We start from the raw sequence: 18,778 nt of genomic DNA on the forward strand, positions 1-18,778 counted from the left end.
AGTGAGAGGAACGGGCACGCTGGCCGTCCCGGTCGGGCTCAGGCCTCGGAGGACTGCCCGGCGGCCTGCTCAGCGGCCTCCTCGGGCTGGGGGCCGGAGGCGGCCTCGGCGTTGGCCCGGTCGGCCTCGGCCTCGTCCGGGGCGACCTCGGCGGCCTCGGTCTGCACCTCGTCGGTCTCGACCTCGGCGGCCGGCTGGTCGTCCGGCTCGGTCTGCACGTCGGCCGACGGCGTCCCGGCGCCGCCCGCGAGCAGCTCCCGCTCCCACTCGGCCATCGGCTCGGCCTCCTCGCCGGCCTCGGCGCTGCCACCGGAGGCGCGCGCCATCAGGCCGTCGGCGACGGCGTCGGCGATGATCCGGGTGAGCAGGGTCACCGACCGGATCGCGTCGTCGTTGCCGGGCACCTTGTAGTCGACCTCGTCCGGGTCGCAGTTGGTGTCCAGGATGGCGATGACCGGGACCCCGAGCTTGCGAGCCTCAGTGACCGCCAGGTGCTCCTTCTTGGTGTCGACCACCCAGATGGCGGAGGGCACCCGGCCCATGTTGCGGATGCCGCCCAGCGCGCGCTCGAGCTTGTCCTTCTCGCGGCGCATCATGAGGAGCTCCTTCTTGGTGTGGCCGGAACCGGCCACGTCCTCGAAGTCGATCTCCTCGAGCTCCTTCAGCCGCGAGAGCCGCTTGGAGACGGTCTGGAAGTTGGTGAGCATGCCGCCCAGCCAGCGGTGGTTGACGTAGGGCATCCCGACCCTGGTCGCCTGCTCGGCGATCGACTCCTGCGCCTGCTTCTTGGTGCCGACGAAGAGGATCGTGCCGCCGTGGGCGACGGTCTGCTTGACGAAGTCGTAGGCCTCGTTGAGGTAGGTCAACGACTGCTGCAGGTCGATGATGTAGATGCCGTTGCGCTCGGTCATGATGAAGCGCTTCATCTTGGGGTTCCAGCGACGGGTCTGGTGCCCGAAGTGGACGCCGCTCTCCAGGAGCTGGCGCATGGTGACGACGGCCATGCCGTGTCTCGCTTTCTTCTCGGTGGCAGTTGGTCTCCTGGCACGGGCGACAGTCCCCACCCGGACGGGGTCCGGGACTGCGAGGGCCTGTCCCGCCAGCTCGGCGGTGGGCTCGTGCGCGAATTCGCTGGTGTGCTCCACGTGCGCCGGCTCGCGGGCACGGCGGACACACCACGCGTGTCCCCTATCCTACGGTTACCCTGCCGGGCATGGGAAATCCGCTCGTCCACCGCATGACCGGCTTCGGCACCAGCGTGTTCGCGGAGATGACCCAGCGGGCCCTGCAGTTCGAGGCGGTCAACCTGGGTCAGGGCTTCCCTGACACGGACGGCCCCCCCGAGGTGCTCGAGGCCGCCAAGCAGGCGATCGACTCCGGGGCCAACCAGTACCCGCCCGCGATCGGCATGCCGGTGCTGCGCGAGGCGGTCGCCGAGCACCAGCGCCGGTTCTACGGGCTGACGGTCGACCCCGCCAGCGAGGTGTTGGTCACTGTCGGGGCCACGGAGGCCATCGCCGCCAGCGTGCTGGCACTGGTGGAGCCCGGCGAGGAGGTGGTGACCTTCGAGCCGTACTACGACTCCTACGCCGCCTCGATCGCCCTGGCCGGGGCGCAGCGGCGCACGGTGCCGCTGCGCTTCCCCGACCTCGCGGTCGACGAGGAGGCGCTGCGGGCCGCGTTCGGCCCGCGCACCCGGATGGTGCTGCTGAACACCCCGCACAACCCGACCGGCAAGGTGTTCACCCGGGCCGAGCTGGAGCTGGTCGCTGCACTGGCCCGCGAGCACGATGCCTGGGTGGTGACCGACGAGGTCTACGAGCACCTGGTCTACGACGGGGCCGACCACGTCCCGGTCGCCACGTTGCCGGGGATGGCCGAGCGCACGCTGACCATCTCCTCCGGCGGCAAGACGTTCTCCGCCACCGGTTGGAAGGTCGGCTGGGTCCACGGCCCGGCCGAGCTCATCAAGGCGGTGGCGGCCGTCAAGCAGTTCCTGACCTTCGTCGGGTCGGGCCCGTTCCAGCCGGCCATCGCCACCGGGCTGCGGCTGCCGGACGAGTTCTACACCACCCTCCGGCACGGGATGCAGCAGCGGCGCGACGTCCTGGTGCGGGCGCTCACCGGTGCCGGGCTGCCGGTGGCGCCCTGCCAGGGGACCTACTTCGTCATCGCCGACGCCGCACCGCTCGGCGTCACCGACGCGGTCGACTTCTGCCGCCGGCTCCCCGAGGAGGTCGGCGTGGTGGGGGTGCCGGTCTCGGCCTTCTGTGATGACACCGAGTCGGTCGCCACGCTGGTGCGGTTCGCCTTCTGCAAGCGCGAGGAGGTCCTGCACGAAGGGGCCCGCCGGCTCGCGCGGCTGGGGGCCGGGGACGGGGCAGAGGCCGGGGGGTGAGCGTGGCCGAGGGCGCGTCCCGCGCCGGCAGCGGGCACGGCACCGACTCGGTCGTGCCTGCCGCGCTGCTGGCACGGTTCGGTGACCACCTGCGGCACGAACGGGGACGCTCGCCGCACACGGTGCGGGCCTACCTGGGTGACCTGCGCTCCATGGCGGCCGCCCTCGCCGAGGCGGGCGTGACCGACCTGGCCGAGGTGCGGGTCGCCGACCTGCGCTCGTGGCTGGCCGCCATGACCGGACAGGGCTCCTCCCGGGCGACGCTGTCCCGCCGGCTGGCCGCCGCGCGCACCTTCTTCCGCTGGGCGGTGCGCACCGGCCAGCTGGCCGAGGACCCCTCGCTGCGGCTGGTCGCTCCGGGACGCGACGCCTCCCTGCCCGGGGTGCTGCGGCAGAGCGACTCCGCCGGGCTGCTGGACCTGGCCGGCGTCCGCGCCGACGACCAGGACCCGGTCCACGTCCGCGACCGCGCCGTGCTGGAGCTGCTCTACGCGACCGGCATGCGGGTCGGGGAGCTGACCGGGCTGGACGTCGACGACGTCGACCTCCCCGAGGGCACCGCCCGGGTGCTGGGCAAGGGCGCCAAGGAGCGGGTCGTGCCCTTCGGGGCACCGGCCCGGGAGGCGCTCACCGGCTGGCTGGAGGGTGGCCGGCCGGCGCTGGCGGGTCCCCGGTCGGGCCCGGCACTGTTCCTGGGGCGGCGCGGCGGCCGGCTGGACCAGCGGCAGGTGCGCCGCGCCGTCCACGAGCTGCTCGGCCACCTGCCCGATGCGCCCGACCTCGGTCCGCACGGGCTTCGGCACAGTGCCGCGACGCACCTGCTGGACGGGGGCGCGGACCTGCGCACCGTGCAGGAGCTGCTGGGCCATGCCAGCCTGGCGACGACGCAGGTCTACACCCACGTCTCCCCCGAACGGCTGCGCCGGGCCTACCAGCAGGCCCACCCCCGGGCGTAACCGCGTCCGGGCCCTGCTGCCGCGCCCTCACCTGCGAGCCCGGTCCCACGAGGCGCTCACCCGTGGCTCGGGCCCGCCGGCGGGCCGGAGCGGCAGCAGCCGGACTCGCCAGCCCCGCAGCAGGAGCATCGGGTCGCGGTAGGCGTCCCGTCCGGCCACCGCCCCCAGGTGCAGGCAGCTCAGCAGCAGGCAGTGCCCGGACCCGAGCGTGCCGAGCCGGTCCCCGGCCGCCACGACCTGCCCTGCCGCGACCCGGTCGTCCACGGGCTGGTAGGTGCTGCGCAGCCCGCTGCCGTGCCGTACTGCCACCACCCCGACCCCGGCGATCTCGCCGCTGTAGCTGACGACGCCGTCGGCGACCGCCCGTACCGGCCCGCCGGTCGAGGTCAGCAGGTCCACGCCCCGGTGCCCCCGGCCCCACCGCTGCGCGGGCGGGTCGAACGGCCGCAGCACCCGTGGCGGGCCGGCCACCGGCCACTGCCACTCCGGCTGACCCGGCTCCACCCGGGCTGTCCCGGGCGCGGCGGCCGACGGATCGTGCTGGTCCGGCTCGGCCAGTCCCGGGCCAGGCGGCGCCGGCAGGCCGACCAGCAGCGCCAGCACGGTGGCGGCGGTGATCACCGGGTGCAGCACCCGGCGAGGAGCCAGCGGCGCCGTCACCGCGCGCTCACCTTCCCCCACCCGTCGAGCCGCTGCTCCACCAGCCCGGCGGCGTCCAGCTCCCCGAGCCCGGCGAGCACCTCGTGCTCGGCGAGCCCGGCCAGCCGGGCGAGGCCCTCCACCTCGCGGGAGGCACGCGGCGGCAGCGCGCCCCAGACCTGCCTGGCCGCGGTCCCGAGCTCGTCGACGGGCTCCACGGGGCCCTGCTTCCGGTCGGCGAGGTCGGTGCCGATCGCACCGACCAGCTCGATGACCTCGGCCGTCTCGGTGACCAGCGTCGCCCACCCCTGCCGGACGGCCTCGTGGCAGCCCGCCGACTGCATGGACGTGACCGGCCCGGGGACCACCCCGACCGGGCGGCCCACCCGAGCCGCCATGCGCCCCGTGCTCAGCGCCCCCGAGCGCAGACCCGCCTCGACGACCACGGTGCCCCGAGTCAGCGCGGCGATGAGCCGGTTGCGGTGGAGGAAGCGCATCTTCATCGCGGACGTGGCCGGTGGCAGCTCGCTGACGATGGCGCCGGTCTCGCCGATCTCGCGCAGCAGGCCGGTGTGCGCCGAGGGGTAGGCCCGCTCGACACCGCAGGCGAGCACCGCCACGGTCACGGCGCCAGCGGCGAGTGCGCCGCGGTGGGCGGCGGCGTCGATGCCGAACGCGGCCCCGGACACGACGGCGTACCCGCGGTCACCCAGCCCGGCCGCGAGGTCACCCGCCACCGAGGCGCCGTACTCGGTCGCCGAGCGGGAGCCCACGACGGAGGCCGACCGCGGGGCGAGGGCAGCCAGGTCGGCCGGGCCGCGCACCCAGAGGCACCACGGCGGCCGCTCCAGCGCGGCGAACGAGTCGGGCCACTCGGCGTCGCCAGGGACCAGCACCCGGGCGCCGGCCCGGTCGGTCATGGCCAGGTCCTGCTGCAGGTCCCACCGCTGCAACCGGGCCGCGAACCGGGCGACCGCCCGGTTGCTGGCGCGGCGGCTGCCGTGGACGACCAGGTCCAGCGCCTCCTGCAGCCCCAGCTTGTCGATCAGCGCCCAGGCGACCGGGTCCTCCGGCTCGGCCAGCCGGGCCCAGCTGATGCGAGCCAGCCGCTCGTCCTCGGCCGGGTTCACGCGGCCACCTCCTGCGCGCCACGCAGGCCGAGCGCCTCGGCCAGGTGCTCCCGCCCCGGGCCGTCTGCCCCCGCCAGGTCGCTGATGGTCCACCCGATGCGCAGGCACCGGTCGTAGCCGCGCAGCGTGAGCCGGCCCAGGTCCAGCGCCCGGGCCAGGTCCCGGGTGACCGCGGGCGGCAGCCGCCGCTCACCGTCGCGGAGCACCGGCCCGGGGACCTCCGCGTTCACCGACCAGGGGTGGCCAGCCCAGCGGCGCGCCTGCCGCTCGCGGGCGGCCTCGACCCGGGCCGCCACCGTCGCCGACGTCTCTCCCGTCGGGCCGGCGAGCGCCGCACGGCCGGGGGCGCGCACCGACACCCGCAGGTCGACCCGGTCCAGCAGCGGACCGGACAGCCGCGCCAGGTAGGTTCGGCGCGCCTGCGGGGTGCAGCGGCAGTCGCGACCCTTGCCGACCGCCTGGCCGCACGGGCACGGGTTCGCGGCGGCTACCAGCTGGAACCGCGCCGGGAACCGCAGCTGCCGATGGGCACGCGCGATGACGACCTGACCCGACTCCAGCGGCTGCCGGAGGCCCTCCAGGACGTCCCGGCGGAACTCCGGGGCCTCGTCGAGGAACAGCACGCCCCGGTGCGCGCGGGAGATCGCCCCGGGTGCGACCCGGCCCGACCCGCCCCCGACCACCGCGGCGGGAGAGGCGGTGTGGTGCGGCGCCACGAACGGCGCCCGGGTGACCAGCTGGGTCGTGCTCCCGGTCGCGCCCAGCACAGAGTGGACCGCCGTCACCTCCAGCGCCTGCTCGGCGGTGAGTGGTGGCAACAGGCCGGGCAACCGCTCGGCGAGCATGGTCTTCCCGGCGCCGGGCGGTCCGACCAGGAGCATGTGGTGGCGGCCGGCCGCGGCGACCTCCAGGGCACGCCGTGCCTCGGCCTGCCCCACCACGTCCTGCAGGTCGGGGACCTCTCGCTGCCCACCGGACCGGCCCGAGGGCGGCACCTCGGCCACGGGCACGGCCTCCCCCGCCTGCAGCGCACGGTGGAGCTCCAGCAGCTCCGCCAGCGTGGCGACCGAGCGCACGCGCGCGCCGGGTACCAGGGCTGCCTCCCCGGCACTGGCCCTCGGGACGACCACGTCGGTGGCGCCGGCGGCGACGGCGGCCATGACCATCGGCAGCACCCCCGGCACGTGACGCACCGAGCCGTCCAGGCCCAGCTCCCCGACGTGCACCAGGTTGGCGGTCACGGCCGGGGGCAGCGAGCCCTGCGCGGCCAGCTGGGCCACCGCCACGGCCAGGTCGAACCCGCTGCCCTGCTTGGGCAGCGCCGCCGGGGACAGGTTGATGGTCCAGCGGCGCTGCTCCAGCCGCACGTCCGTGCTCGCGGCCGCGGCCCGCACCCGGTCCGGGGCGCGGGCGCAGGCGGCGTCGGGCAGCCCGCTGAGGGTCATCGCCGGCAACCCGTCGGCCAGGTGGGCCTCCACGGTGACCAGGTGCCCGGTGACGCCCGCGAGCGCGACGGCGCGGGTGCGCGCGAACCCCATCAGGCCACCCCGCGAAGGTGCTCCAGCACCGGGTCACCGTGGCCGACCCGGACGGCGACCACGTCGATCCGCACCCGCGCGGCGGGGACGTCGTGCGCCTGCAGCCAGGCGACCGCGAGCCGCCGCAGCCGGGCGGCCTTCGCCCTGGTGACCGCCTCGTGCGGGTGCCCGTAGCGGCTCGATCGCCGGGTCTTGACCTCGCACACGACCACGGTCGAGCCCTGCCTGGCCACCAGGTCGATCTCCCCCTGCCCGCACCGCCAGTTGCGGTCGAGCACCTCATACCCCAGCGCCTGCAGGTGCTGGGCGGCCAGCCGCTCGCCGAGGTCACCCAGCGCGCGCCGGACCCGGTGCCCGGGCGACGCTCCGCTGCCGGTTCCGGTCATCGAACCACCTCCTGACCGGCAGCGTGCTGCCGGGGCGGTGGCCGGCGCCGGTCAGGACGGCGCGGGTGTGGACGCCGCCGCGGCCGGCGCACCGGTGTGGAGCACGGGTGCTGAGCGACCGCCGGCCGGGGTCAGCCGCTGAAGTCGCCCTCCTTGGGGATCTCCAGCTCGTTCTTGGCGATCTCCTCCACGTTGACGTCCTTGAAGGTGATCACGCGCACGTTCTTGACGAACCGGGCCGGGCGGTAGACGTCCCACACCCAGGCGTCCTCCATCGTCACCTCGAACCAGGTCTCCCCGTTCCCGGTCCGGACCTGCACGTCCACGTCGTTGGCCAGGTAGAACCGCCGCTCGGTCTCCACGACGTGGCTGAACAGCCCCACCACGTCCCGGTACTCGCGGTAGAGCTGCAGCTCCATCTCGGTCTCGTACTTCTCGAGGTCCTCAGCGCTCATGCGCGGGTCATCTCCTGGGCGAGGTGGGCAGGGTCATCGGCGAGGTCGAAGCGGTCCTGGTTGCCGGTGTCGGGGTCGGCCGGGCCCCCGGCGCCCGCGTCCAGCTCGGCGGCGGCCACGGGGTCCAGCTCGGGGTCGATGCCCTCGTCGGGGGCGCCGGTGAGGTTCCAGCTGCGCCGGTGGTGGTCGCACGGGCCGTGCTCGCGCAGCGCGGCCAGGTGCTCCGGTGCGGCATAGCCCTTGTTGCCGTCCCAGCCGTAGCGGCCGTAGCCCGCCTCCCGGGCCGCCTGCACCATGTGGGCGTCCCGGATGACCTTGGCGAGCACGCTGGCCGCGGCGACCGAGGAGCAGCGCATGTCGGCCTTGATCATGGTGCGCACCGGCACCGGAGGCGCCCGGCCCGGGTCGGCGAACCCCAGCAGCCCCTCCCGGGCGGGGTCGGTCAGCCAGTCGTGGTTGCCGTCCAGGAGCACCAGGTCCGGCTGCAGGCCCAGCTGGGCCAGCGCTCGCCCGCCCGCCAGCCGGAGCGCGGCCATGATGCCGATGCGGTCGATCTCGGCCGGCCAGGCGTGGCCCACGCCCCAGGACAGGCACCAGCGGCGGATCCTGGGGACCATCCGCTCACGGGCCTGGTGGGTCAGCAGCTTGGAGTCCCGCACCCCGGTCGGGGCCGACCGGCAGCCCTCGTCGATGGCGACGACCCCTACGGTCACCGGGCCGGCCAGCGCGCCGCGGCCGACCTCGTCCATCCCGACCAGGACGGGGTAGCCCTCCCGCTGCAGCGCGCGCTCCAGCCGCAGGCTCGGCCGGGCCGGACGCGCGGTCGCCCGGGGGGTGCGGGTGCGGGAACCGGGGCTCACGACGGCTGCGCCTCCTCGACGCCCGCGAACACCTCCGCGGGGCGGGAGAACCAGTCGAACCGGTCCAGCGGCCAGACCAGCACGATCGCCTGCCCCACGACGTCCTCCGCGGGCACCGTCCCCGCCTGCCCGGAGCCGTCGTCGTTGGCGCGGGAGTCGCGGCTGTTGGAGCGGTGGTCCCCCATCACCCAGTAGCTGCTCTCCGGGACGGTGATGTCGAACTCTTCGGTGCTCGGCTCGTCACCCGGGTAGAGGTAGTCCTCCTCCAGCGGCTCGCCGTTCACGGTCAGCCGGCCCTGCCCATCGCAGCAGACGACGTGGTCGCCGGCCACGCCGATGACGCGCTTGATGAGGTGGTTGCCCTCCGCGGCCGGGGCGAGCCCGACGAACTCCAGCGCGTCGCGCACCGCCCCCAGCACCGGCCCGCGCTCCATCTCCACCGACTGCGGCAGCCACCCGCCGGGGTCCTCGAAGACGACGATGTCGCCCCGCTCCACCTCCAGCGGGCCAGCGGCCACCTTGCTCACCATCACCCGGTCCCCGTAGACGAGGGTCTGCTCCATCGATCCTGACGGGATCCAGAACGCCTGCAGCAGGAAGGTCTTGATCAGAAACGAGATGACCAGCGCGGTGCCGCCCACGACCAGCACCTCCCGCACCACGTGCCACAGCCGCCGGAGGCCGCTGGGGCGCACCCGTCGTGACGGCGTCGGACGGGTGTCGTCGTCCGGGGGCGTCTGGAGTGTCACGGTCGTCCTGTCTGCCTGGTGCCGGGGCCGGGGCGGCCCAGGCACGACACTAGTACGGCGGTCCTGTCGCAGACGGCTCCGCCCCGGCCAGATCTGGCCGGGGCGGAGGCGGGCGGGTTCAGGCGCTCGGGCGGTTGTCGCGCTTCTCGCGGATCCGGGCTGCCTTGCCGCGCAGGTTGCGCAGGTAGTACAGCTTGGCGCGCCGCACGTCGCCGCGGCTGACGAGCTCGACCTTCTCGACCTGGGGGCTGTGGACCGGGAAGGTGCGCTCCACACCGACGCCGAAGCTGACCTTGCGCACGGTGTAGGTCTCGCCCACCCCGCCGCCGTGGCGGCGGATGACCACGCCCTGGAACACCTGGACACGGGTGCGGTTGCCCTCGATGACCTTCACGTGGACCTTGATGGTGTCACCGGCGCGGAAGTCGGGGATGTCGTCGCGCAGGCTGGCGGCGTTGACGTCGTCGAGCTGGTGCATGGCGCTGTCGCTTTCTCGCAGGTGCCACAGGTCACCCACGGCGGTCGTCGTCCGTGACGGACGGCTGGCTGTCAGGGTTCGCTCCGGTCGGCCTGCTCGCACGGCTCCCCCTGTGGCAGGGGCGCGAGGGTGTCGTCCGACCCGGACGCAAGGAGCAAGTCTGCCACAGTCGCGCCCGGCTGCGTAAATCGTGCGCAGCGGGGCCGACCGGGCGCGGAGCCCCGGTCGCGCGGCTGGCAGGATGCCTGACCGTGACTCTACGAGCGGCGGCGGACGGTTCGGCGCTGGGCAATCCCGGCCCGGCCGGGTGGGCGTGGTACGTCGACGAGTCCCGCTGGGCGTGCGGCGGCTGGCCGCACGGCACCAACAACATGGGCGAGCTGACGGCCGTGCTGGACCTGCTGCAGCAGACCGCCGGCCTGGAGGAGGAGCTGCTCGTCTACTGCGACAGCACCTACGTCATCAACTCGGTCACCCGGTGGATGCCGGGCTGGAAGCGGCGCGGGTGGCGCAAGCGAGACGGCTCGCCCGTCCTCAACGTGGAGATCCTGCGCGCCCTCGACGCCGCGATGCGGGGGCGCAGGGTGCGGTTCGAGTGGGTGAAGGGTCATGCCGGTCACGACCTCAATGAGGCCGCCGACCGGCTGGCCAACGCCGCCGCGGTCAGCTACCGCGAGGGCCGCCCGCCGGCTCCGGGGCCCGGCTTCGCGGCGGTAGCGGCGGCGCAGCGACCGGCTGCCGGGTCCGCGGAGCGTCCGGCCGGCCGGGAGCGCGGGAGCCAGCGGCAGCCGGAGCAGCCCGACCTGTTCTCCCACGCCGAGCACCCGGCCTCGGAGGAGGAGCAGGTGGTCGAGCTGGAGCGCAGCCTGCTGCGCGGGGAGGTCCGGGCGGACCGCCAGGCGGTGGAGCGGCTGCTGCACCCCGGCTGGCAGGAGGTCGGCGCCTCCGGCCGGCTGTGGTCGCGCACGGAGATGCTGGCCCAGCTCGCTCCGCTGCCCGAGGAGGTGCAGCTGGAGGTGCAGAGCGTCGAGCGGGTCGGGCCGGACGCGGTGCTGCTGGTGTGGCGCTCGCTCACCGGCAGCGGCCGGCGCGCCGCGGTGCGCAGCTCGCTGTGGGTGCGCACGCCCGGTGGCTGGCAGCAGCGCTTCCACCAGGGCACGCCCGAGGGGTGAGACCAGCGGCGGCGGGTCAGCGGCGGCGGCGGAGCAGCAGCATCCCGTCCGGACGCCGGCCGGCCCGGTGGTACCCCGCCCTGCGCAGCGTCCGCTCGTCGGGGTCGCCCGGCGCGAGCTCCACCTGGACCACCCGGAGGTCGGCGGGGGCCCGCTGCCCGGAGTGCTCGGCCAACGCCCGCGCCAGTCCCCGGCCGGCCAGGTCGGGGGCCAGGACCGGCGTCACCACCCACACCGGCTCGCCGGTGGCTGCCTCCCGGCGGCCGCTGACCGCCCCCACCAGGCGGCCACCGCTGCGCAGCACCCACGTGGCGCCCTGCCGCACCCCGGCGCGCACCGCCTCCTCGTCGACGGCCGGGGCCGGCCGGCCGGCCCCGGCCCCACCTTGCCGTGCGTAGGCCGCGGCCATGGCCAGCGTGAGGATCTCCGGCACGTCGGCCGGGACGGCTGCGGTGAGCTCGGTGGCCGCCATCCCGTCGGCGGTGATCGCGGCCGAGGGCGGCAGCAGGTCGGGGCGGCGGGCGGCGGTGCGCTGCCGCCGCTGCTGGTCGCGCCAGCCGGCGATGGCGGCGTGGTCGCCGCTGCGCAGCACCGGTGGGACCTCGCGGCCCCGCCAGGAGGGCGGCTTGGTGTAGACCGGGTACTCCAGCAGGCCGTCCTCGTGTGACTCCTCCACCAGCGACTCGGCGTTGCCGACCACCCCGGGCAGCAGCCGGGCCACCGCCTCGACGATGGCCAGCACGGCGACCTCCCCGCCGTTGAGCACGTAGTCGCCGAGCGAGACCACCGACACCGGCATCCGCTCGGCGGCGTGCTCGTAGACCCGCTCGTCGATCCCCTCGTAGCGACCGCAGGCGAACGCCAGCCACGGTTCCCGGGCGAGCTCGCGCGCCATCGCCTGGCTGAACGGCGTCCCCCCGGGGCCGGGCACGACCAGGTGCGGCACCGCTCCGGGCCGCTCCCGGCACAGCTCGTCCAGCGCCTCCCCCCACGGCTCGGGCCGCATCACCATGCCGGGGCCGCCGCCGTAGGGGGTGTCGTCGACGGTGCGGTGCCGGTCGTGGGTCCAGTCGCGCAGGTCGTGCACCCGCAGGTCGACCAGGCCCTCCCGGCGTGCCCTGCCGATCAGGGACAGCTCCAGCGGCGCCAGGTACTCCGGGAAGACGGTGATGACGTCGAGGCGCACGAGTGGGTCACTCCCCCAGCTCGAGCAGGCCCGCTGGCGGGTCGACGACGACCCTGCCCTGCTCCTCGTCGACCTCGGGGACCAGCTCCTCGACGAACGGCACCAGCACCGTCCCCCCGCCGACCAGCCGCACCTCCAGCAGGTCCTGCACCTGGCGGGTGTGCAGCCCGCTCACCTCCCCCAGCACGGTGCCGGTGGTGTCGACCACCGCCAGCCCGAGCAGCTCCTCCTCGTACCAGCCCTCGTCCTCGTCCTCGTCCAGCTCCTCCGCCAGCAGCCGGGTGCCGCGCAGCGCCTCGGCACCGGTGCGGTCGGTGACACCCTCGAACGCCAGCAGGTAGCGGCCCTGATGCACCCGCACCCCCCGGACCAGCAGCGGGCCGACCTCGGCCGGGTCGGTCGCCAGCTCGGCGCCCGGCACGAACCGCTCGTCCGGGCTGTCGGTGTGGACCTGGACGGTCACCTCACCGCGCAGCCCGTGCGCGCGCCCGATGCGTGCGACCAGCAGCACCCGTGCTCCTCCTCGGTTGGTCGTGGCCCGGGACGCGTCGAGGGGTGCGTCGCGGGCTCAGCCTGCGACGCACCCCTCGGCGCTCCGGTGGGCCTGCTCAGCTCACCTGATCGGTGTCGACGATGTCGACGCGGACCTTGCGGCCCTCGGCGAGCGCACCCATGACGGTGCGCAGCGCGCTGGCGGTGCGGCCCCGCCGCCCGATCACCCGGCCCAGGTCCTCGGGGTGCACGCGCACCTCGAGCACCTCGCCGTGGCGCAGGTTCTTGCGGCGGACGGCGACGTCGCCGTCGTGCTCGACGATGCCCTTGACCAGGTGCTCCAGGGCCTCCTCGAGCACGGTCAGCCCTCGGTCTTCTCGGCCTCGGCCTGCTCGTCGGCAGCCGGCGTCTCGGCCGGGGCCTCGGCGCCCTCGTCGGCCTGCTCCTGGGCCGGCTTGGCGGAGCGCCGCTGCCGGGACGGGGCCGGGTCGCCGCCGCCCTCGCCCTTGTCGGCCTCGGCCAGTGCGGCCTCGTAGCGGGCCTTCTTGTCCGGGCGGGGCTGCTGCGGGCGCAGCGTGCCCTCGGCGCCCTCCTCACCGGTGAACTTCTGCCAGTCGCCGGTCACCTTCAGCAGGGCCTGCACCTGCTCGCTCGGCTGGGCGCCCACACCGAGCCAGTACTGCGCCCGCTCGGAGTCGATCTCGATGAGCGAGGGCTCCTCGGTGGGGTGGTACTTGCCGATCTCCTCGATCGCCCGGCCGTCCCGCTTGGTGCGGGAGTCGGCGACGACGACGCGGTAGTAGGGGGCACGGATCTTGCCCATGCGCTTCAAGCGGATCTTGACAGCCACGTGTGCGGTGTCTCCTCGTTCTTGGTCTGGGTGAGCCCACCTGTCCCACGTGGGGAATTCACGCGTGGTCCGGGAGCTCGGGCGGACACATCGGGCCACGGTGAGAGGGGCCGTGGCAGATGGGTACCGGGACATTGTGCCAGAGTCCGTGCCCAGCCACGAACTCGCGCCCTCGGGCGGTCACCCCCGCGCGCCGGAGTGGGGCTGCACCCGGCCGCGCAGCACGACGCGGTGCGGCGTGGCCAGCGTGCGCAGGTCCTCCCGGGGGTCGTCCCGGTAGACCACGACGTCGGCCGAGGCGCCTTCCTCGATCCCGGGCCGTCCCAGCCAGGCCCGCGCCTGCCAGGTCGCCGCGCCGATGGCCTGCCGCGGGGACATCCCGGCCCTGCTGAGCTCCACGACCTCCCGGGCGACCAGGCCGTGCGGCAGCTGACCGCCGGCGTCGGTGCCGGCGTACACCGGGATCCCGGCCTCGAGGGCCTTCCCGATGGTGTCGTAGCGGCGCGCGTGCAGGTCCCGCATGTGCGCCGCGTAGCCGGGGAACTTCGCCTCGCCGGCGGCCGCGAAGTCGGGGAAGTTCGCGATGTTGACCAAAGTGGGCACGATCGCGATCTGCCGCGCGGCGAAGGTTTCGATGGTGTCGTCCTGCAGGCCGGTCGCGTGCTCGATGCAGTCCGTGCCCGCCGCGGCGAAGTCGCGCAGCGACTGCTCACCGAAGCAGTGCGCGGTCACCCGAGCGCCCTCCTCGTGGGCGGCCGTGATCGCCTCGGTCAGCACGTTCACCGGCCAGCAGGTGCCCAGGTCGCCGGTGTCCCGGTCGATCCAGTCCCCCACCAGCTTGACCCAGCCGTCCCCGTTGCGCGCCTCCTGGCGGACGTAGGCCACCAGCTCCTCCGGCTCGATCTCGTGGGCGTAGTTGCGCAGGTACCGCTTGGTCCGCGCGATGTGACGCCCGGCGCGGATCAGCCGTGGCAGGTCGTCCCGGTCCTGGACCCACCGGGTGTCCAGCGGGCTGCCGGCGTCCCGCAGCAGCAGCGCGCCGGCGTCCCGCTCGGCCAGGGCGTGCTCCTCGGCGCGGGCCGGCTCGACCGCGCCCCGTGACTCCAGGCCGACGTGGCAGTGGGCGTCCACGAGCCCCGGCAGCACCCATCCCTGGACCGTCTCCACCTCCGCCGCGGCCGACGCGGGCGGGGAGAGGCTGATGCGGCCGTCGATGACCCAGATCTCGTCCAGCACCTCCTCGGGCCCGGCCAGGACCTGGCCGCGCACGTGCAGGGCGGCTGTGCCCATGCTGTTCCTCCTTCGCCGGCGGTCGGTGGTCCGCAGCTGGCAGTCGGCACCGTGTGCGGGCAGGCTACCGTCGCTGCCGCTAGCGTGGCCGGCATGCCGGTGGACGCCGTCGTCATCGGGGCCGGGCACAACGGGCTGACCTGCGCCGCCTACCTGGCGCGGGCCGGGCGGTCGGTGCTGGTCCTGGAGGGCTCCGACCACGTCGGCGGCGCGGCCCGCTCGGTGCGCACCTTCCCCGCCTACGACGCCCGGCTGTCGGCCTACGCCTACCTGGTCTCGCTCCTGCCGCAGCAGGTCATCGACGAGCTGGGACTGGAGCTGACGCTGGTGCACCGGCGGATCTCCTCCTACACGCCGGTCGGGGACGGCGGCATCCTGGTCGACACCGGTGACCCGGTGCGCACCGCCGCCGACCTCGGCCCGGACGCGCAGGCGTGGGAGGACTTCTACGGGATGACCGGTGCGGTGGCCCGGCGGCTGTTCGGGACCATGACCGAGCCGCTGCGCAGCGCCGACGACGTCCGCGCCCTGCTCGGCGAGCCGGCCTGGACCGACCTGGTGCAGCGTCCCCTCGGGGAGACGCTGGAGCGCCGGTTCGTCTCCGACGCGGTGCGGGGAGTGGTGCTGACCGACGGCCTGATCGGCACCTTCGCCCGCGCCCACGGTGCCGACCTGCTGGCGAACCGGTGCCTGCTGTACCACGTCATCGGCCGCGGGACCGGCGACTGGGACGTGCCGGTCGGCGGCATGGGCGCGGTCACCGACGCGCTGCTCCGGGCGGCCGAGTCCCACGGTGCTCAGGTCGAGACCTCCAGCCCCGTCACCGCGATCGACGCGGACGAGGCCGACACGGTCGTGCACACCGCGGACGGGCGGCGCGTCCGGACCCGGCAGGTGTTCGCCAACGTGGCCCCCACGGTGCTGGACCGGCTGCTCGGTGAGGACCGCGGCCCCGCGGCGCCCGAGGGCGCCCAGCTCAAGGTGAACCTGCTGCTCTCCCGGCTGCCGGCAGTCAAGGACGAGACGGTGACCCCGGAGCAGGCGTTCTCCGGCACCTGCCACGTCAACGAGGGCTACCAGCAGCTCGAGCTGGCCCACGCCCAGGCCGCGAGCGGGCGCATCCCCTCGCTGCCGCCGTGCGAGCTGTACTGCCACAGCCTGTCGGACGGCTCCATCCTGGGCCGCGGCCTGGTCGAGGCGGGCGCCCACACGCTGACGCTGTTCGGGCTGCACATGCCGGCCCGGCTGTTCCGGGCGGACCCGGACGGTGCCCGGCGGGAGGCACTGCGCGCCACGCTGGCCTCGGTGGACGCGGTGCTGGCCGAGCCGCTGCAGGAGTGCCTGCTGGACCCGACGACCCTGGAGGTGCGCAGCCCGCTGGACGTGGAGGCCTCGGTCGGCATGCCCGGGGGCCACATCTTCCACGGAGACCTGCAGTGGCCGTTCGCCGAGGACCGGCGCGACGTGGGCCGCTGGGGGGTGGAGACCCGGCACCACAACGTCTTCTGCTGCGGGGCCGGCGCCCGGCGCGGCGGCGGGGTGAGCGGGATCCCGGGGCGCAACGCTGCCGCCGCCGCGCTGGGCGAGGCGGCGCTGCAGGGCTGAGGTGCGGCCGGTTCAGCGGAATGCCCAGGCGCCGGCTGCCCCGCGCGCGCGGCGTGGTGGGGGCGCCTCAGCGGCCGCCGAGGTACTTCTCGAACCCCTTCGGCAGCGAGAGGTCGGACAGGTCCTGCTCGGCCTCGCCGCCGGCGTCCCCGCCGAGCCCGAACGCGCTGGCGGCCGCGTTCCCGCGGCTGGCCTCGGCCTTGTCCCGAGCGGCCTTCTCCTCCGCGGCCCGCTTGGCGGGGTTCCCGCTGCGGGACTTCTTGCGCTGCTGCTTGCCCTTGCCCTTGGCCCGGCCGCCGGCGCCACCACCGCCGCCGGGCATCCCCGGCATACCAGGCATGCCCGGCATCCCGGGCATCCCGCCCCCGCCCCGGCGCATCTGCCGCATCATCTTCTGCGCCTGGCCGAACCGCTCCAGCAGCTGGTTGACCTCGGAGACGCTCACGCCGGAGCCCTTGGCGATGCGGGCCCGGCGGGAGCCGTTGATCACCTTGGGGTGGTTGCGCTCGAACGGCGTCATCGAGCGGACCATCGCCTCGACCCGGTCGAACTCCTTCTCGTCGAGCGCCTCCAGCTGCGCCCGCATCTGCTGCATCCCCGGCATCATCCCGAGCATCTGCTTCAGGTTGCCCATCTTCTTGATGGCCGCCATCTGCTCGAGGAAGTCGTCGAAGGTGAAGTCCTCCTCCCCCATGAACTTCTCGGCCATCTTCCGGGCCTGGGCCTGGTCGAAGGCCTTCTCCGCCTGCTCGATGAGGGTGAGCACGTCACCCATGTCGAGGATCCGGGACGCCATCCGGTCGGGGTGGAAGGTCTCGAAGTCGCGCAGGTTCTCGCCGGTGGAGGCGAACAGGATCGGCTGGCCGGTGACGGTCGCGACCGACAACGCGGCACCACCGCGGGCGTCACCGTCCAGCTTGGTCAGCACCGACCCGGTGATGCCGACCCCGTCGGCGAACGCCTTGGCCGTCTCGACCGCGGCCTGACCGATCATCGCGTCCATCACGAAGAGGACCTCGTGCGCCTGGGTCTCGACGCGGATGTCGTGGGCCTGGCGCATCAGCTCCACGTCCACGGCCAGCCGGCCGGCGGTGTCGATGATGACCACGTCATGGCCCTTGCCCCGGGCCTCGGCCACGCCGTCGACCGCGACGTCGACCGGGTCCCCGAAGGACCGGGTGCCCTCCCCGCTCTCCAGGGCCGCGTCGTGCCCGTGGACGTTGCCCCGCTCGGGCGCGAAGACCGGGACGCCGGCGCGCTCTCCGACGATCTGCAGCTGGTTGACCGCGTTGGGCCGCTGCAGGTCGGCAGCGACCAGCAGCGGGGTGTGGCCGTCCTGCTTCAGCCAGTGCCCCAGCTTGCCGGCCAGCGTGGTCTTGCCGGAGCCCTGCAGGCCGGCCAGCATGATGACCGTCGGTGCGGTCTTGGCGAACGCCAGCCGGCGAGTCTGCCCGCCGAGGATGTCCACCAGTTCCTCGTTGACGATCTTGACGACCTGCTGGGCCGGGTTGAGGGCACGGGAGACCTCCGCCCCGAGCGCGCGCTCCCGGATCCGGCCGGTGAACTGCTTGACGACGGGCAGCGCCACGTCCGCGTCGAGCAGCGCCATCCGGATGTCCCGGATCGTGGCGTTGACGTCGGACTCGTTGAGCGTCCCCTTCCGCTTGAGGTTGCGGAAGGTGTCGGTCAGGCGGTCAGAGAGGCTGGCGAACACCGTCCCAGGCTAACCCGCGCCCGGCCCGCTCCGGTCCCCGCGCGCACAGCACCCCGCGCGGCGGGGTGCAGGCGGGCCGATACTGACGAGGTGACCTCCCTGGCCCGCCCCCTCGTCCGGCCGCTGCGCCGCCGGCTCTCCGAGGCGCTGCGTCAGCGCGTGGCCGGCCCCGACGCGGAGGCCAGGGCCGAGCGGATCTGGTTGGCACCGGGCCCCCGCCGGTACTCCCCGGAGGACCCGATCTGCCGGGTGCACAGCCACGCCGGCATGTACGCCGGCGGGATCCGGGCGCTGCTGCTGCAGTCGCTGCACCCGCTGGCGATGGCCGGCGTCGGCGAGCACAGCGGCTACCGCGGCGACCCGTGGGGACGGCTGCAGCGCACCAGCGAGTTCATCGCCACCACCACGTTCGGCCTGGTCGAGGACGCCGACCGGGTGCTGGACCGGATCAACCAGGTCCACGCCACGGTGAGCGGCCACGCCGGTGACGGCCGCGCCTACTCCGCGCGCGACCCGCACCTGCTGCGGTGGGTGCACGTGGCCGAGGTCGACTCCTTCCTGACCTCCTACCAGCGTCACGCCCGGCACCCGCTGACCCCGGAGCAGGCTGACCGCTACGTGTCCCAGACGGCGTGGACCGCCGAACGGCTGGGGCTGGCGGACCCGCCCCGCTCGGTCACCGCCCTGTGCGCCCAACTGGCCGCCTTCACCCCCGAGCTGGCGGCCACGCCGGGGGCGCTCGACGCGGCCCGGTTCCTGCTCCGGGAACCGCCGCTGCCCCCGGCCGCCCGCCCCGGCTACTGGCTGCTGGCCGCCGGGGCGGTCGCGATGCTGCCGGTCCGCGCGCGCCGGCTGCTGGGGCTTGCCGTGCCCGGGCCCT

20 protein-coding genes are annotated in these 18,778 nt (G+C 74.8%); 5 read left to right on the forward strand and 15 right to left on the reverse strand.

Annotation, left to right across the window (positions count from 1 at the left end; translation table 11 throughout):
• Positions 1 to 38: 38 nt before the first annotated feature.
• Positions 39 to 1,004 (reverse strand): 30S ribosomal protein S2, encoded by a 966-nt coding sequence (gene rpsB / locus GFJ45_RS05095; protein ID WP_153394834.1) that lies wholly within the window; start codon positions 1,002 to 1,004, stop codon positions 39 to 41.
• 209 nt (positions 1,005 to 1,213) lie between these two features.
• Here rpsB and GFJ45_RS05100 point away from each other — a divergent pair, with 209 nt between their 5' ends.
• Complete coding sequence (locus GFJ45_RS05100) at positions 1,214 to 2,398, forward strand: pyridoxal phosphate-dependent aminotransferase (protein WP_153394836.1); 1,185 nt, start codon at positions 1,214 to 1,216, stop codon at positions 2,396 to 2,398.
• Between the two features lie 2 nt (positions 2,399 to 2,400).
• The gene (locus tag GFJ45_RS05105; RefSeq protein WP_407670378.1) at positions 2,401 to 3,354 is read left to right on the forward strand and encodes a tyrosine recombinase XerC; all 954 of its coding nucleotides are present in this window, start codon (positions 2,401 to 2,403) and stop codon (positions 3,352 to 3,354) included.
• Between the two features lie 27 nt (positions 3,355 to 3,381).
• Here GFJ45_RS05105 and GFJ45_RS05110 read toward each other — a convergent pair whose 3' ends face one another.
• From GFJ45_RS05110 to rplS, 8 genes are all read right to left on the reverse strand, one after another.
• Positions 3,382 to 4,014, reverse strand: a complete 633-nt coding sequence (locus tag GFJ45_RS05110; protein ID WP_194288524.1) for a murein hydrolase activator EnvC family protein — start codon at positions 4,012 to 4,014, stop codon at positions 3,382 to 3,384.
• The gene (gene dprA / locus GFJ45_RS05115; protein WP_153394842.1) at positions 4,011 to 5,123 is read right to left on the reverse strand and encodes a DNA-processing protein DprA; all 1,113 of its coding nucleotides are present in this window, start codon (positions 5,121 to 5,123) and stop codon (positions 4,011 to 4,013) included. The genes GFJ45_RS05110 and dprA overlap by 4 nt, the downstream gene beginning before the upstream one ends.
• On the reverse strand, positions 5,120 to 6,661 hold the full coding sequence (locus GFJ45_RS05120) for a YifB family Mg chelatase-like AAA ATPase (protein WP_153394844.1): 1,542 nt from the start codon (positions 6,659 to 6,661) through the stop codon (positions 5,120 to 5,122). The genes dprA and GFJ45_RS05120 overlap by 4 nt, the downstream gene beginning before the upstream one ends.
• Positions 6,661 to 7,047, reverse strand: a complete 387-nt coding sequence (locus tag GFJ45_RS05125; RefSeq protein WP_153394846.1) for a YraN family protein — start codon at positions 7,045 to 7,047, stop codon at positions 6,661 to 6,663. Before GFJ45_RS05125 ends, GFJ45_RS05120 begins: the two co-directional genes overlap by 1 nt.
• A 131-nt stretch (positions 7,048 to 7,178) precedes the next feature.
• On the reverse strand, positions 7,179 to 7,502 hold the full coding sequence (locus GFJ45_RS05130; protein WP_153394848.1) for a DUF2469 domain-containing protein: 324 nt from the start codon (positions 7,500 to 7,502) through the stop codon (positions 7,179 to 7,181).
• Positions 7,499 to 8,362: a ribonuclease HII gene (locus GFJ45_RS05135; RefSeq protein ID WP_228386523.1), complete on the reverse strand. Its 864-nt coding sequence runs from the start codon at positions 8,360 to 8,362 to the stop codon at positions 7,499 to 7,501. Before GFJ45_RS05135 ends, GFJ45_RS05130 begins: the two co-directional genes overlap by 4 nt.
• Positions 8,359 to 9,111 (reverse strand): signal peptidase I, encoded by a 753-nt coding sequence (gene lepB / locus GFJ45_RS05140; RefSeq protein WP_228386525.1) that lies wholly within the window; start codon positions 9,109 to 9,111, stop codon positions 8,359 to 8,361. Before lepB ends, GFJ45_RS05135 begins: the two co-directional genes overlap by 4 nt.
• Before the next feature lie 118 nt (positions 9,112 to 9,229).
• Positions 9,230 to 9,589: a 50S ribosomal protein L19 gene (gene rplS, locus GFJ45_RS05145; protein WP_153394850.1), complete on the reverse strand. Its 360-nt coding sequence runs from the start codon at positions 9,587 to 9,589 to the stop codon at positions 9,230 to 9,232.
• Positions 9,590 to 9,840: 251 nt separating this feature from the next.
• Between rplS and GFJ45_RS05150 the strand changes: the two genes are divergently transcribed.
• On the forward strand, positions 9,841 to 10,761 hold the full coding sequence (locus tag GFJ45_RS05150; protein ID WP_153394852.1) for a ribonuclease HI family protein: 921 nt from the start codon (positions 9,841 to 9,843) through the stop codon (positions 10,759 to 10,761).
• Between the two features lie 16 nt (positions 10,762 to 10,777).
• Here GFJ45_RS05150 and trmD read toward each other — a convergent pair whose 3' ends face one another.
• From trmD to GFJ45_RS05175, 5 genes are all read right to left on the reverse strand, one after another.
• Complete coding sequence (trmD, locus tag GFJ45_RS05155) at positions 10,778 to 11,947, reverse strand: tRNA (guanosine(37)-N1)-methyltransferase TrmD (protein WP_153394854.1); 1,170 nt, start codon at positions 11,945 to 11,947, stop codon at positions 10,778 to 10,780.
• Positions 11,948 to 11,954: 7 nt separating this feature from the next.
• Positions 11,955 to 12,458 (reverse strand): ribosome maturation factor RimM, encoded by a 504-nt coding sequence (gene rimM / locus GFJ45_RS05160; protein WP_153394856.1) that lies wholly within the window; start codon positions 12,456 to 12,458, stop codon positions 11,955 to 11,957.
• Positions 12,459 to 12,555: 97 nt separating this feature from the next.
• Positions 12,556 to 12,798, reverse strand: a complete 243-nt coding sequence (locus tag GFJ45_RS05165) for an RNA-binding protein (protein ID WP_153394858.1) — start codon at positions 12,796 to 12,798, stop codon at positions 12,556 to 12,558.
• Positions 12,799 to 12,800: 2 nt separating this feature from the next.
• Positions 12,801 to 13,289 (reverse strand): 30S ribosomal protein S16, encoded by a 489-nt coding sequence (gene rpsP, locus GFJ45_RS05170; RefSeq protein ID WP_153394860.1) that lies wholly within the window; start codon positions 13,287 to 13,289, stop codon positions 12,801 to 12,803.
• Between the two features lie 180 nt (positions 13,290 to 13,469).
• Complete coding sequence (locus GFJ45_RS05175; protein WP_153394862.1) at positions 13,470 to 14,579, reverse strand: amidohydrolase family protein; 1,110 nt, start codon at positions 14,577 to 14,579, stop codon at positions 13,470 to 13,472.
• 93 nt (positions 14,580 to 14,672) lie between these two features.
• Between GFJ45_RS05175 and GFJ45_RS05180 the strand changes: the two genes are divergently transcribed.
• A complete protein-coding gene (locus GFJ45_RS05180) occupies positions 14,673 to 16,184 on the forward strand; it encodes a phytoene desaturase family protein (protein ID WP_153394864.1) in 1,512 nt (503 codons plus the stop codon).
• A 67-nt stretch (positions 16,185 to 16,251) separates the two neighbouring features.
• Here the strand turns inward: GFJ45_RS05180 and ffh are convergent, their stop codons facing one another.
• On the reverse strand, positions 16,252 to 17,898 hold the full coding sequence (gene ffh, locus GFJ45_RS05185; RefSeq protein ID WP_153394866.1) for a signal recognition particle protein: 1,647 nt from the start codon (positions 17,896 to 17,898) through the stop codon (positions 16,252 to 16,254).
• A 90-nt stretch (positions 17,899 to 17,988) separates the two neighbouring features.
• Between ffh and GFJ45_RS05190 the strand changes: the two genes are divergently transcribed.
• Positions 17,989 to 18,778: oxygenase MpaB family protein (locus tag GFJ45_RS05190; RefSeq protein ID WP_228386527.1), on the forward strand; the 790-nt coding region annotated here is incomplete at its 3' end.

Origin of the sequence: Ornithinicoccus halotolerans (assembly GCF_009602535.1) — a bacterium.
GTDB lineage: Bacteria > Actinomycetota > Actinomycetes > Actinomycetales > Dermatophilaceae > Ornithinicoccus > Ornithinicoccus halotolerans.